At 36.6% G+C, this 13,497-nt stretch carries 15 protein-coding genes and 1 pseudogene; 7 read left to right on the plus strand and 9 right to left on the minus strand.

The window, feature by feature from the left end; all coding sequences use genetic code 11:
• Nucleotides 1-172: 172 nt before the first annotated feature.
• Together DXA57_RS05790 and DXA57_RS05795 are read right to left on the minus strand one after the other, a co-directional pair.
• Complete coding sequence (locus DXA57_RS05790) at nt 173-658, minus strand: ATP-binding cassette domain-containing protein (RefSeq protein WP_117765541.1); 486 nt, start codon at nt 656-658, stop codon at nt 173-175.
• Nucleotides 550-1,788 carry an ATP-binding cassette domain-containing protein gene (locus DXA57_RS05795; protein ID WP_117765543.1) on the minus strand — a complete coding sequence of 413 codons (1,239 nt, stop codon included), beginning with the start codon at nt 1,786-1,788 and terminating at the stop codon, nt 550-552. The genes DXA57_RS05790 and DXA57_RS05795 overlap by 109 nt, the downstream gene beginning before the upstream one ends.
• A gap of 588 nt (nt 1,789-2,376) precedes the next feature.
• Between DXA57_RS05795 and DXA57_RS05800 the strand changes: the two genes are divergently transcribed.
• Together DXA57_RS05800 and DXA57_RS05805 are read left to right on the plus strand one after the other, a co-directional pair.
• On the plus strand, nt 2,377-2,784 hold the full coding sequence (locus DXA57_RS05800; protein WP_117765545.1) for a hypothetical protein: 408 nt from the start codon (nt 2,377-2,379) through the stop codon (nt 2,782-2,784).
• An 8-nt stretch (nt 2,785-2,792) separates the two neighbouring features.
• Complete coding sequence (locus tag DXA57_RS05805) at nt 2,793-3,398, plus strand: hypothetical protein (RefSeq protein WP_117765547.1); 606 nt, start codon at nt 2,793-2,795, stop codon at nt 3,396-3,398.
• A 127-nt stretch (nt 3,399-3,525) separates the two neighbouring features.
• Here the strand turns inward: DXA57_RS05805 and DXA57_RS05810 are convergent, their stop codons facing one another.
• Nucleotides 3,526-4,236, minus strand: a complete 711-nt coding sequence (locus DXA57_RS05810) for a DNA alkylation repair protein (protein ID WP_442857670.1) — start codon at nt 4,234-4,236, stop codon at nt 3,526-3,528.
• 190 nt (nt 4,237-4,426) lie between these two features.
• On the opposite strand from DXA57_RS05810, the gene DXA57_RS05820 reads away from it, so the two are divergent.
• Both DXA57_RS05820 and DXA57_RS05825 read left to right on the plus strand, forming a co-directional pair.
• The gene (locus DXA57_RS05820) at nt 4,427-4,894 is read left to right on the plus strand and encodes an ATP-binding protein (protein WP_243005730.1); all 468 of its coding nucleotides are present in this window, start codon (nt 4,427-4,429) and stop codon (nt 4,892-4,894) included.
• Nucleotides 4,887-5,084 (plus strand): mobility-associated LCxxNW protein, encoded by a 198-nt coding sequence (locus DXA57_RS05825; RefSeq protein ID WP_117765553.1) that lies wholly within the window; start codon nt 4,887-4,889, stop codon nt 5,082-5,084. The genes DXA57_RS05820 and DXA57_RS05825 overlap by 8 nt, the downstream gene beginning before the upstream one ends.
• Before the next feature lie 292 nt (nt 5,085-5,376).
• Here DXA57_RS05825 and istB read toward each other — a convergent pair whose 3' ends face one another.
• The 6 genes and pseudogenes from istB to DXA57_RS05855 form a co-directional block, all read right to left on the minus strand.
• Nucleotides 5,377-6,153, minus strand: coding sequence for an IS21-like element helper ATPase IstB (istB, locus tag DXA57_RS05830; protein ID WP_117765555.1), 777 nt, complete (start codon nt 6,151-6,153; stop codon nt 5,377-5,379).
• Nucleotides 6,150-7,695, minus strand: a pseudogene (gene istA / locus DXA57_RS05835) (IS21 family transposase). The gene istB and the pseudogene istA overlap by 4 nt, the downstream one beginning before the upstream one ends.
• Before the next feature lie 253 nt (nt 7,696-7,948).
• Entirely contained in the window at nt 7,949-9,691 is a 1,743-nt protein-coding gene (locus DXA57_RS05840; RefSeq protein WP_117765557.1) for a DUF2326 domain-containing protein, read from the minus strand.
• Nucleotide 9,692: 1 nt separating this feature from the next.
• Complete coding sequence (locus DXA57_RS05845; RefSeq protein ID WP_117765559.1) at nt 9,693-9,941, minus strand: hypothetical protein; 249 nt, start codon at nt 9,939-9,941, stop codon at nt 9,693-9,695.
• Nucleotides 9,942-9,955: 14 nt separating this feature from the next.
• Entirely contained in the window at nt 9,956-11,341 is a 1,386-nt protein-coding gene (locus tag DXA57_RS05850; RefSeq protein WP_158571241.1) for a metallophosphoesterase family protein, read from the minus strand.
• 97 nt (nt 11,342-11,438) lie between these two features.
• Nucleotides 11,439-11,834 carry a hypothetical protein gene (locus DXA57_RS05855; RefSeq protein WP_117765563.1) on the minus strand — a complete coding sequence of 132 codons (396 nt, stop codon included), beginning with the start codon at nt 11,832-11,834 and terminating at the stop codon, nt 11,439-11,441.
• A gap of 118 nt (nt 11,835-11,952) precedes the next feature.
• Between DXA57_RS05855 and DXA57_RS05860 the strand changes: the two genes are divergently transcribed.
• The 3 genes from DXA57_RS05860 to DXA57_RS05870 all read left to right on the plus strand — a co-directional run bounded on the left by DXA57_RS05860 (nt 11,953) and on the right by DXA57_RS05870 (nt 13,482).
• Nucleotides 11,953-12,189, plus strand: a complete 237-nt coding sequence (locus tag DXA57_RS05860) for a helix-turn-helix domain-containing protein (RefSeq protein ID WP_117765565.1) — start codon at nt 11,953-11,955, stop codon at nt 12,187-12,189.
• A gap of 142 nt (nt 12,190-12,331) precedes the next feature.
• Nucleotides 12,332-12,796, plus strand: coding sequence for a helix-turn-helix domain-containing protein (locus tag DXA57_RS05865; protein WP_117765567.1), 465 nt, complete (start codon nt 12,332-12,334; stop codon nt 12,794-12,796).
• A complete protein-coding gene (locus DXA57_RS05870; RefSeq protein WP_117765569.1) occupies nt 12,793-13,482 on the plus strand; it encodes an IS630 family transposase in 690 nt (229 codons plus the stop codon). The genes DXA57_RS05865 and DXA57_RS05870 overlap by 4 nt, the downstream gene beginning before the upstream one ends.
• The last annotated feature ends 15 nt before the right edge of the window (nt 13,483-13,497 follow it).

The raw sequence follows: 13,497 nt of genomic DNA on the forward strand, positions 1-13,497 counted from the left end.
CTTTGTAAATTTTCGGTTAAATTAACTATACCTTTCAAAACAGTTTTCGTCAATATAATACGCCTTGTCAATTTGCGCTTTTTTGTTGCACTAAAAGACAGTTAAAAATAAACGCTTCTATTATATATGCATGAGATGGATTCTTCCGTCGTTTTCTGAAAGTTCGCACAAGTCAGAAATTGGTGTAGTTTGATGCTTGTGTCCGATACATGGATGCATAAAGTCCATCTAACTGCATCAGTTCCGAATGTGTCCCTTCCTCAGTAATGCCTCCCTTATCAATCAGGACAATGCGGTCTGCTGATTTGATTGTAGAAAGTCTGTGTGTTATAAAAATGATCGTTCTGTCTTTCGCCAAGCTTCCTATATGATCAAAAATACTGGCTTCCGCAATCGGATCCAAAGCAGAAGATGGTTCATCTGCGACAATGATATCGTTGCCGCATAGGAAGGAACGTGTAATCACCAGTTTTTGCTTATTTCCTTCGGATAACGTCAATCCATTATCCTCGTATTCCGTTGTCAGTATCGAATCAAGATTCAAATTATTTATCCCTGTAGATTCCAATGCCCGTTCATATTCCCCCTCGGAAATTTCTGCATCAAACGGATGAATAAATTCTCTGACTGTAACAGGAAACAGTTTACTCTCCTGCATACAAATACCAAAGGAATCTCTGTATTTTTTTCTTCCAAATTTTTAATATTGATATCGCCATTCAGGAAAATGTTTCCTTCCACTGGTGAATACAATCCTAATAGTAGTTTAAGAAATGTGGATTTTTCTGCTCCATTTCGGCCAACTATCGCAATTTTTTCACCTCGGCGAATTTCAAAATTAACCTTATTCAAAATAATTTTATCTGTGTGCGGGTAGCTAAAACTTACATCTTTAAATAATATTTTTTCGAAGGGCACCATTTCTTTCTTTTGTTTCACATCATCAGACTCTTTTTCCATCTGATTTTTCATTGATGTAAACTTTTCCAATACTACCCCATTTTTTGCGAGACATGGAAGGACATTCAATACTTGCTGAATTGTATTTTTCAAATTCCAGGCAGAGTTAATCACAAGCGAAAAATCTCCAACATTGATATTCAAAACAACAGATCGGAAATACACCAAAAGAATGACTACAAATTCAAAGAAAAAGGAAAAACCATCATCCATTACGGACCAGAAAGCAATTCCCCGTCCATATTTTTTATCCAAATCACTTTTCTTACAATAAGCGTTTTTCAGTTGCTTTAACAGCACCGCACAATAATTGTAGATGCGAAGATCCATTTCATACTCTTTTGAATTAAAGACTCGCCTGATATAATCAATCATTCGGTTGGACTTTTTTTGTTCCATTTCCCGTTTTACTTCCTGCTGGCTTTTTTTCAGGTTAAACCAAAGACTAAAACAAGATAATGCGATCGCTAATAAAATCAACGTATAATGAATATATCCCAGTATAAACATGGAAAAGACCAACATAAACGCTGCCTGGATGAAACTTGAGATATTTTCGAGCACCAAAAAAATATTCTCTACCACAGTATCCTGTACGTAAATATAATCCTCTAAGAAATCGGAATAGTTATACATCATTACAGGAGCCGTGATTCCAAGGTTATAGATCTTTTCTTTGATTTTAAAATTTAAATGTTCTTTTTGTGGCAATAATACTTCCTGTTTTATGTAATTTGATACAACCGATATTACAATTTCCAGTAAAGTCATTCCAATCAGCCATTCAATTAACGTTTGGAAACTTATTTCACCAGTAAAAGCCAGCAATGCATTACGCCAATAAAAAATATAAAGAATGGACACAGGGACTTGTAAGAAATCAACTACACCATAAGGGAAAAAGTACGTTTTAGGAATACACCCCCATGAAAGAGTCGCACACTTTATATTTCAAAACATTCGTTATCCCTCAAAAGCAAGTCTTCTGGGAATTCTAAAATTTAGTAATACACAGTTGACTGCTTTTACTGCTAATTTTAAAGCAAGCCTACCGAAATCATAAACTCTATTTTAAATATGAAATATTTTATTAAACAATTATTGACTTTTATGTTTAATATGATAATATATATATAAATATTGTCATTATATTCAAGTTTAAATCAGTTAAAAATTTCAAAAAAGCCACGAAAACGCAGAATAAATATTGAAGTATATTTTTAAATATATATAGGCGCTCAATTGGAAACTTAAATAAAAAGGAGATGATTCCAATGGTTATTAGAATACGGAATTGAATTAGTAACTATCGACTAACAGAAATCTAAAATATATCAAAATTTATATTATCTTTTCAATTAAAAACAGACATTATTTTCTGATTTTAATATATTTATCAGCAAAAGGAGGATAACTATGAAACTGCGTAAAAAATGTATAGGCATTTTAATGATATTTATTTGTTTATTTGGCCTTACTGCTTATGCTGCAAAAGATAATTCTATAAAAACAGATATTCCAAAAGAAGAACGACTTTTTAGGAAAAATGCAGATGGAAGTTTTATAACAGTACCTGTAAATTTTGTAGAAGCAAAAGCTACTTGTTCGCATCAAGCTCTGGAGCCGATAGGACCGGGAGAAATTATAACCTATCCAGGAGCAGCAACAACATCCGCTTATTGTTATAGAACGAGAAGAAAACAACCCGCAAGATGTGTGTATTGCGGCAAAACAGGTTTTACAATTTATGGACCTTATGAGACATATCCTCACATATACAGTACAACAAATTATTGTAACAGATGCGGATATAAGAAGAGGTGATATAATATATGCGTACAGTTAAGAAATGTTTTGTTTTTCTCAGTGCTCTTTTTATTTTTTCCATATTACCTGGAAGTTATGAAAAAGCGGCATCACAGGAGCTTTCTTTATCAGATTTGTATGAGAATGAGAGCTTCTGTTTTCAGGATGCTTCATGGGAGACACCGGCTGATAAATTGCAGGATGTTGTAAGTGTTCCAATCCAGGAAATACCAAATACAAGCGAAGATGCAGACGAAAAGCAGCTTCGAACTTTTACTGCCGAAACTGATTATAATTTTCTTGGGCAGGATTGTTCCATATACTTCGATTGCAATGCTATGGGTTTGTATCAGGTAGAATTGCGAATAAAAGGTGAGAGCCTGAATGAAATAGCTTCCGAATGGAAGCAAAAATTTGCAGAAGAATTTGGTGATATGCAAAAACAGGAAGTATATTTTCCTCCTAATCATAGGATGACAAATTCTCAATGGATTCATATCAATGAAAAGGAACAGATGGAGTATACCTTCCAATTTATGGTTTACAACGATATTGAGGAAAAAGTAGATCAAATATCTGTAATCGTTGGTTATACGCCATGCGCATTGTATGCCGATATCAAATATGAATAAGTTCAAAAATAAGGGATTGTCATTCGTGACAGTCCCTTTATTATATTTCCGGCATAAAGCAGCCATTTTCCAAATACTGCTTACCTTCGTTCGGATACCATTCCTGCCATAATGCATGGCTTTAAATTCAGGAACGGATGCGCAGCTGACGGAGCTGCTGTTTCCTTTCCGGCGGGATACGGTAGCTTTCTACAGCTTTCTGAATGGTTTTGTTATGCGTCCAGACATCCAGCCGCCGCTCTGCGAGCCATGGCAGCGTATCATCCGGCTGCTTGGCAAGGGCTGTTGCAAAGTACCATGCCCGCATCATATTCAAATAATATTCTTCCCTGTGTACACCAGCCACCCATGCAAGATATTCCGGTCGGAATGCTTCGTCCAGATAATACCGCATGAGCATCCCTATAGCATAGCGCACGATGTAGAGTTGATCAGATTCCAGCCACCGGCAGATGGATGTCAGCAGTTCTTCTTTATGCTTTGCAAAAACTTTTGGGCAGAAACAGTCGCAGGTTGCCCAGTTGTCGATGTAGGGCAAAAACCGTTCTGTTTCCGCCAGTGCTGCGTCATAATCACGATTTTTTTCGATGAGAAACGCGTGAAGATTGTTCTCCTCATAGTATTTGTGGGGCAGGCTGTGCAGAAATTCCTCTGCCTGTGGTGTGCCGGAAAGTTCCTTTGCCAGCTTACGCAAAAGCGGTGTCCGCACACCAATAATCGTTTCCGGAGATATCGTGGGCATCAGCTTACTTTGAAATGCCTGATAGGATTTATCCTGCAAAGCAAACAGTTTTTCTAAAATAGCTGTGCGAGATTTCTGTAGTTCTCCATTTTCGATAAATATTCATTCGCCTTTGATATAATCCGATTTCACCGCCTCCCTTGCCGCCGCTAAAAGTTCATGGATACTTACCTCCACCTGCATCACCTCCTTCAAAAATAGCGAAAGAAAAGTAGACCCCTTAATCGAAGTCTGCCTCTGTTGGATATTCTCCACCTGCCGGTATATATCCGATGACCACCATATCATTTTAAAAGGAGCCTCCGGGAATGGCAAAACATACATCGCCTGTGCACTCGGGATCGCAGCCTGCAGGAACTTTATCAAAGTACGTTATGTACGTCTGCCGGATCTATTGAATGAGCTGGCTGTTGCACATGGGGACGGCACGCTGAAAAAGGTAATTAAAGCATATCAAAAGATTGATCTTTTGATTCTGGATGAATTCCTGTTAAGTCCAGTATCTACAGAACAGACACGGGAACTTCTCGAGATCATTGAAGCCCGTAGTGTAAAAGGTTCTGTGATTTTCTGTACACAGTTTGAACCAAAAGGCTGGTACAACCGCATTGGAAATGAATGTGATGCTACTATTTGCGAAGCAATCATCGACCAAATCATTCATAATTCCTACGAGGTGATGATTGATGGCCGTGTATCCATGAGGGAACGCCATGACATTAACGCTTCCCGGAAAGGAGCTGTCCATGACTGACTATTGCGCCTTCAGCAAAGACCATAAATGCATCAAGTTTACGGATTATGAAATAACCCGCCACGAATTAGAGGAAGCCGATGAACTGTGTCATGATAATTGGAGAGAAATCCAGCACTTAATAGAATATATTGACCGTTTACAAGTACTTCTCACAGAACACGGAATAGCTATTCCTGATGAATACTAATTAAATGCTGCACTCTGCTCCGGAAAGATATGCACTATTTTTCCGGAAAAGGGTGCTCTGAATCTTTGGAAAGCATGCACTATTGCATTGGAATACTCACTTTGAGCAGAAAACGCGTACCGCTAAATCAGAATGAATGTACCGCCGGTTTCAGAATAGGCGTACCGTTCAAGCAGAATTTGCACCTATCCTTTATATCTAGATGAATATTACGGTGCGGCAGAGCCGCCAGTCCGGTGTGGCGAGAGCCACCTGTCCGGACTAACGGAGCCACCCCATTTTGTTTATTAAGTTACTTTGCCATTGCTGGATCCAGTCCATATACTTCTCTCATAGAGAGGTCTTTAGATGGTTCAACACTTTCAATATCGATCTTATAGGAATCATACGATATACGATCCATGATGGCATCGGCAAGAGTACTTTCACCATCACAGATTTGCTGGTACCATTCACTTTCACGGAACTGAGAACAAAAGATCGTTGAAGATTTTTTACGTCTTTTATGTATCAGTTCAAAAAGATTCCTGGCTTCAGCTTCTGTCAGTTTAAGAAGCAGCCACTCATCAATGATCAGTACTATTGGCTTGGTGTATTTCTTTAGGACAGTCAAGAAAGTTCCATTGTCCCTGGCAGCCTGTAAGTCCAATAATAGATCAGGAAGCCGTACATACCGTACTGAGTAATAGTGCTTGCATGCTTCCATGCCAAAGGCACAGGCCATATAAGTTTTACCACTTCCGGTTGCTCCAGTAATAAAGATGTTCCGGTATTCTGTAATGTATTCACAGGTTGCCAGACGGTTGATCAGTGCTTTGTTCAGCTTTCGTCCAGAATGGTAATCAATCGCTGCGATGCTGGCATCTGGCTGTTCAAATTCAGCCTGGCGGATCAGCCTTTTCAGACGATTGTTTTTGCGGTTGCTGTATTCGACATCAACAAGCATGCCGAACCGATCTTCGAATGGAACTTCCTTCATTGCAGGATCATCCATCTGGATGCGGAGTGCATCTGCCATAGCAGTCAGACGCATTTCAATAAGTTTATCGATTGTACTTTGATTTGTCATGATTTTTTACCTCCATAGTATCTGGCTCCTCTGGTTATGCCATGTGGTTTTACTGCTTGAGATGATTCTGATTCGGTATCAGGTGCATCCTTTGTTGCAGCCAATAGATTTTTGATACTTTTATAGCTGGGTTTACCGGAATAAGAGAGCGCCTTAGCGCAGACCTGTTCCAGTTTTTCTGGCGAATATTTTTCTGCCAGTTTCAGTAATCCCATGCAGCTTCTGTAGGATTGCTGTTCAATCCTGCCGGAGGTAAGTATTGCATCGACAACCTTACTTGTGTTAATTCCAATCGAATCAGCCCACTTACGGAACCGGTCACCGTTCCATTCCAGATATTTCTGGTGTTCCTGCGGCATATGTTCTGTCACTGTAGAATACTGACCGCTTCGTCCATAGAGTCGTCTGTGAGAGGCAATACGATTGGGATTATAAAATATTTCAACCGTTGTATCTGTTATACGCACATCAACCTTATTTTTGATATACTGATAAGGCACGGAGTAGAACATTCTGTCTACTGCGATGTGATAGTTAAACTGGACGGTGGCTTGTTTCCACTCAGCCAGTTCAAAAGGTGTAGCAGGCAACGGAGCCATTAATGGCATTCCTTCCCCAAGAAATAAACTGAGTCTGCTACATTCCTTTTTCTGAAATTTACGGGCGTTGTAGGCATCCAGTTTTTCACGGATTGAAGCATTTAATTCTGCAAGAGAGAAAAACTGCTCATTGCGAAGGGCTGCTGTTATCCATGTGGATATCTTTCCTACGGCTCCCTCTACATTCGGTTTATCCTTGGGTTTCCGGACTCTGGCCGGAAGGATGGCGAGATTGTAATGTTCTGCCATCTCATGATAAGTTGTGTTTAAGGCAGTGTTGTACCAGTCACTCTTTTTATGATTCACTGCGGTTGTACAGTTATCAGAAACGAGCATAGGTGTGACACCGCCAAAGAAATCAAACATCTGGACATGAGCTTTGATCCAGTTGTCGGTTTTCTCATTCATATATGCTTTTACAAAAGCATACTGACTGTAAGTTAATACACCTACAAATATCCATGCATCTGTTATTTCTCCGGTGTCCGGATCGATGATGTGGGCAGGGTCACCGGACCAGTCAACTTCAATCTGTTCACCTGGTTTTCTGGGGATATGCATGGTAGCCCTGCGTTTTTCTTCATCCTTCTGGATGTAGTAGCAGAACTGAGAATACATGAGAGGCTCTTCGCTGCTCATGCGGCACTCCTCACAGTATTCTACCCAGAGAAGCTTTTTTGTTTACACCATTTCGCAGAAGTTCTTTGCGGATGTAGTCAAAGTTTGGCATACGTTTATTCGTTGCCGACTTATCTTTAGGAAACATCAGCTCCTCTAGTGCACTGTCGGTCATGTCAAAATCCAGCAGCCATGAAAGATTGATTTCCGCTGCTTTTTTCAAAACCTTGGCGACTGTGTTTCTGGATACACCGCAACTCTGTGCGATGTTCCTCTCACTGAATCCTAAGCTTTTCAAGCGTAGGATTTCACGATACTTGGTCATAACTTACGACCTCCTTTATCTGTATTCACACCAAGGGTGTGTCTTTACAGTATAAAGGAAATATATGTAATAGAGCCCAATAAGGTGGCTCTGAATTACCGGAATATATGGCTCTCAAAGTCCGGACAGGTGGCTCAGAGAGCCCCGGAATAATCATCTAGAAAACAGGAGCTTGAACAGAATACACACTTGTGTGCTACCATAAAAGCCGGTACACAGACCAACTGTCCAAGTACCGACTTCTATTCAAATCCTAATATTTAAATCCAAAAAATCTATTTGTATCTTCATGCTCACGATCAAATTCCGCAACAACCATTCCTTTTTCTTTTATGCTTTTCAACTCTTCATCATTTATTTCGGATTTATTTAGTGTAATAAAATATTGTCCTCTCTCTTTTTCTTTTAAGTATTCATCAACATAATCTATAATTTTAGCCTTTGCATCTGGATTTGGTTTGCAATATGAACCATCATGTATCAGAATTTTGCACCCTGAATCCAAATCAATCCTATTAAGAAAAAGTGCTAAATCAAACATATTAATTTTCATATATAAACGACCATGTGAATTCTCATCAGAAATTTGACAAGTAATTTTGATACGCCCTGTTGCTGCACTCTTTTTCACATTATTTTCATAATAATATGTCAGATCTCCTTTTTCTCCATATGCTGCTTCCGTCAATGCAATAAAGTGATTTTCAATATTACTTATATTAGTAGCATACTGGTTATATTCATGTTCATATTCAAGTGTTTTCTCAATAATTTCTTTTCCTTTTTTATTTAGTTCTTTTGTTAAGTTGTTAATTTCATTGTACTTATCAATTTTCATTTTTACATCAGCCAATTTCTGATATTCTACATTTAATTGCTGATTTATATTGTGAATATCATCTACTAATTGTGTATTTTGGAAAATTTGGGTACTTTCCGAAATTATATTTTGCAATTCTTTTTTAGTAATCTGCAATTTACTTAACTCTTCTTCCAGCGTCTCTATCCTGCTTTTAAAATAGTCTCCTCTATTTTCAAGCATATATGAAAAGAAATATTCCATATCTTTATAATTCTTTTCTAAATCTTCTGGAAAATACTGAAGCATTTGTTTAAAATATGACTGCAAATTTACCAATTCACACATTTTCTTATGGCGTTGCTCAAGGCCCTCTATACTTTGCTCAAACTGCCTTTTGCTATATTCTTTTTTAAAAATTTGTGATTCAACAGCTTTTAATCTTTTCTTCGCAAAAATATATTTTTCTTCATCGTAATCAATCTTCTCGCTCACATCTACAGTATTCAGCATTTTCTCCATTTTTAGAATTTCTGATTCTAATTTTATTTTTTCTTCCTTTAGCTTACTGATATCTTTTGCAATTGTTTTGATAATTTTTATTTCATTATTTAATGCATCTTGTTCATTCTTCAGCTTATTTATGTCGCTTTCATAATTCAGTGGAAGTAAGGATAAAAAGTTCAAACATTTACTATTCTGAATAGCATTTCTTCTAGCTAATGTTATATCTCCAAACCCTTGTTTTTCATCCCTGATTATGTATTCCCGGATTGCTTGAAGAGAAGGAATATCTTCTCCATTTAGATTTTCAAAAACAATATTCTGCACATACTCTCGGTAACGATCTAATTCGTAAATATTCCAACCTTTTATATCCATTACAACTTGCTCTGCTACATACCCATTAGAATCATCAATAATCTGTCGAGCTAAATATTGAATCTTATCTTTATTTTCAATTTTTAAGACAATTAAAATATCCCTTTTGGCAAGTTCTTCTTTATGCTTAAAATCACTTGGCATTTTTTCTCCAAGTATCATCCGGATTGCATCGATCATTGCCGATTTTCCTACACCATTAGAATCTTTTTTAGCAACTCCTAAAATCACATTCAATCCATATTCATTAAAAACATATTTTTTTATCACCTGTTTTTCTTTTAGCGATATTACATATAGTTCTTTCAAAATCATATTATTTTACCACCAGTTTTATCTTTTTATCGTTCATTTCAACTTTTCCTATTCCATAAAGGAAGAGCATTGATAAATATATACACGTTTCAATATTTACACTTATTTCTGGGCAAAACCTTTTTTCATATAATTCAACCAATTTTCCAAACTCTTTTTCGCTACCTTTTAATAGTTCAATAATATTACTTGAAATATACAAAATATTTTCTTCAACAGACGAATACTTGTTTACTTTAAAATAATCCATTGTTTTCCTCATCCTCAAATTTTTTCATTAAAAATATCGCATTCATAGATTGACCAATATACTAAAATTTTAAAATATGTCTTTAATATGCTATTAGAATAGTCAAATTCATTTTTATACAATTGAAAAATATTCTCTACAATCAATTCTATTATTTCATTTCCATTATCTGCTTTTCCTAACGCTTTATTATATTCTGAAATAATAATGTTGGGAATGCTTTCACGTTCTATGGGTGTCAATAATGTACTTTCCATAATTTCATCAATTATAGGAAAATATCGGCATAAAGAATGGTAATGTTTCTCTACACTTTTGTTGCATTTCATATTTGAAAATTTTTCAAATACATCTTTAGGATCTATATTGGTTTCCTCATTAACAAAATACTTCGATTTCTCGTGAAATTCCATCATGAACCGTCTAAATTCATCTTCATTCACTTCTTCATCCTCAAATGAAGAAACTGTACTTTTTTGGAATCGTTCCAGTGTAATTTCCAATTCTCCTGAAACAGCTTTGCGTCCGTCTATTCCTCCTATTGTCCAACATTCTTCATTTACTAACCATTTATAAGGTGTTATTTTTCCTTTCTTTGTATTCATATCCAATTCACCCATCAGAAATGTTACCGTTGCATAGTCGTCAACTCTTCCACTTCCACACTGATATGTAGGAATTACCCTTCCTGCATTTAAATCATAACTATAAGCCCCTTTATGCTGATGACCACATAGATAAAAATCAATATTATAATCATTGAAATTATTCCAAATCTTCTCTTGATTTTCTTTCAAGAAACAGGCAATAGGATGATGTCCTACAGCAATATTAATGCTACATTCTTGATCTTTTAATTGTTTTATTGCATCATAAAACAAGTTTTTTTCAAGAACTAACTTTCCTTCGTCTTGATCTGTACCTGCTGTAAAGGCTGTATTCATCAAAAAGACATTATATCCCTCTCGCTTTTCTACTTTATATAAGTAATCCTCGTCTTGTAACTTTACCTTTTTAAAAAAGCTTTTATATTTTTTGAAATCTTTTTCTAATTGTTCTACTGTATCTCTCTCAAATTTAAAATTTTCCTTTCTTATTCCCTCCAGTAAAACTGTTCTTGTCTGATTCCTTTTTAGATCATGGTTTCCGGGCACAATAAATAAATTGTCACTAGATATATTGCATATATGTTCCACAGATTCTATAAATTTCTTTAATTTAGCATCATAGCTTCCGTTACGATAAACCAAATCTCCTGACACCACAACAAAATTTATTATTTTACCATCTATTAATTCCTTCAATTTATCAGCGATACTATCTCTCATTCTTGTTACTTCATAATCTTCATCCCCTGAAAAATGTATATCCGATAAATGTATCCATCTCAATTTGTCCATTGTATCCTCCCAAAAGTGTTCTATTTTTATTATAATATTCTTTTCGCTTTTTGAATACATTTTTAGACAAATTCTTCACAAAAGATAAGCCGATCCCTTACTCGAAGTCTGCCTCTGTTGGATATGGTAATCCTCTCTTTTTATATTTTAAACCAATCATTTTCCGGAGCTTCTCTCTTTTCTCTTTCGTTGGCGCATGCTTTTGAAATTCAACCAGCCATCTTTCTAATCTTCCATCATCATCGATCCATGTATCGTTTTCATATTCCCATTCATCTAATAACTTGATCAATGCATCCAATGGTTCTTCCACATCATCGCCAAACTCTTTCCATAGATTTAATCCATAACTTTCCAATCCAAAGAATTCTGTTAGAAATGAAAACCTCTCCATATCCCCCAATGTCATCTTTTTTCTGCCCGTCAATAATTCCTGATCCCTGCTGCCACAGTAACTCAAGAAAATCTTTTTTTCTTTCTCACTTTCGCTCATAGATTGTCCCCTTTCAGAAATAATTCTTTATTACGAAACATTATAAAATTTTAACTCATTAGAATCAATATATATGTTTCCAAATAACGAAACTTTTATTTTTTAAGGAGAACGTATTATGCAGAAAATCAGACCAGATATGGATATCGGTAAAAATATTCAATCTCTCAGATACAAAAATAATCTAACGCAAGACCAGGTCATTGCAAAATTGAATCTCATGGGTATTGTCATATCCAAAAGCACTTATGCCAAACTGGAAACAAACCGCATGAACATCAAAGTGTCTGAGTTAATCGCTCTGGCAAAAATCTTTCATACAGATATCAATGCATTCTTTGATGGTCTGCTGTGATTCAACATTCACCTACTCCCTGTGTGTATATAATAATCTCTAAAAAAAAGAACTAGTGTACTGTATCATTCATAAATAGCTGAATTTTCTGGTCAGTCAAACCGTTTCATGGTATACTAAAAAGAAATGGCGGTGATCTTAGATGGCAAGACCAAGAAAATATAATATTTCATTGACAGATGACGAAGTCAAAAAGCTGAAATCAATCATGCACAAAAAACAAACATCAAAAACAGTTCGGAACAGATGCCAGATTATTCTTGATTTGGATGATGCACATGGCAAAGTCCTTACCCATGAACAGTCTGCCAAAACAAACTGTGTATGTATGGCTACTATTATGAATACTGTAAAGCTTTATTCCGAAAAAGGCATTCAGGGTATCGTTACCTTAAACCGTAATGTTAATTCTGATAATGCTCATAGAAAATTGGACGGACGTGCCGAAGCACGTATCATCGAAATAGCATGCAGTCCTGCACCTGAGGGTCATTCCCGATGGACACTTCGTTTACTGGAAGAACAGGCAAAGATTGTGCTTGATGTCCCAGTCAGTAAAGATACAATCGGCAGGGCTTTAAAAAAAATAGGCTTCGACCTCACATGAATGACTACCGGTGTATTCCTTCGAAAGATGATGCTGATTTTGTAGCCTGTATGGAAGAGGTTCTTGATATTTATGAACTTCCATATGATCCGATGTATCCGGTTGTCTGTATGGACGAAAAGCCATATCAGCTTTTAGGTGACGTAAGAGAACCATTGCCAGCCCGCCCAGGTGATGATCAGAAAATAGATTCTGAATACAAGAGAAATAGTACTTGCAGCATTTTTGCGTTTGTTGAACCCCTTGGTGGAAAACATCATGTGAGCGTTCATGAACACCGCACAGCAGTTGACTGGGCAACAGAAATCAAATATCTGTCAGATGTCATGTTTCCGGATGCGAAGAAGATCATTCTGGTAATGGATAATCTTAACACACATAAAGCAGCTTCTCTTTATAAAGCATTTCCACCAGCGGAAGCACGAAGGATCATAAAACGACTTGAGATTCACTATACGCCAAAACATGGAAGCTGGCTTGATATGGCAGAAATTGAGCTGAATGTAATGACGCGCCAATGCCTTTCACGCAGAATAGCAAGTATTGAAAAACTCAAGTGTGAGTTATCTGCATGGGAACGGGAGCGTAATTGTAATACAGCTAAGATACAGTGGCACTTTCAAACTGGAGATGCACGCGAAAAGCTGATCTCTCTGTATCCGAAACTTTCAGCTGTCACTTCTTAATCGAAGTGACAGCTA

This window comes from Blautia sp. OF03-15BH, assembly GCF_003463065.1.
Lineage (GTDB): Bacteria > Bacillota > Clostridia > Lachnospirales > Lachnospiraceae > Limivivens.

Coding starts and splice junctions, on each gene's coding strand:
- DXA57_RS05790 (WP_117765541.1), bottom strand. CDS start 658: ATGCAGGAGAGTAAACTGTTTCCTGTTACAGTCAGAGAATTTATTCAT.
- DXA57_RS05800 (WP_117765545.1), top strand. CDS start 2,377: ATGAAACTGCGTAAAAAATGTATAGGCATTTTAATGATATTTATTTGT.
- DXA57_RS05805 (WP_117765547.1), top strand. CDS start 2,793: ATGCGTACAGTTAAGAAATGTTTTGTTTTTCTCAGTGCTCTTTTTATT.
- DXA57_RS05825 (WP_117765553.1), top strand. CDS start 4,887: ATGACTGACTATTGCGCCTTCAGCAAAGACCATAAATGCATCAAGTTT.
- istB (WP_117765555.1), bottom strand. CDS start 6,153: ATGACAAATCAAAGTACAATCGATAAACTTATTGAAATGCGTCTGACT.
- DXA57_RS05840 (WP_117765557.1), bottom strand. CDS start 9,691: ATGATTTTGAAAGAACTATATGTAATATCGCTAAAAGAAAAACAGGTG.
- DXA57_RS05845 (WP_117765559.1), bottom strand. CDS start 9,941: ATGGATTATTTTAAAGTAAACAAGTATTCGTCTGTTGAAGAAAATATT.
- DXA57_RS05850 (WP_158571241.1), bottom strand. CDS start 11,341: ATGGACAAATTGAGATGGATACATTTATCGGATATACATTTTTCAGGG.
- DXA57_RS05855 (WP_117765563.1), bottom strand. CDS start 11,834: ATGAGCGAAAGTGAGAAAGAAAAAAAGATTTTCTTGAGTTACTGTGGC.
- DXA57_RS05860 (WP_117765565.1), top strand. CDS start 11,953: ATGCAGAAAATCAGACCAGATATGGATATCGGTAAAAATATTCAATCT.
- DXA57_RS05865 (WP_117765567.1), top strand. CDS start 12,332: ATGGCAAGACCAAGAAAATATAATATTTCATTGACAGATGACGAAGTC.
- DXA57_RS05870 (WP_117765569.1), top strand. CDS start 12,793: ATGAATGACTACCGGTGTATTCCTTCGAAAGATGATGCTGATTTTGTA.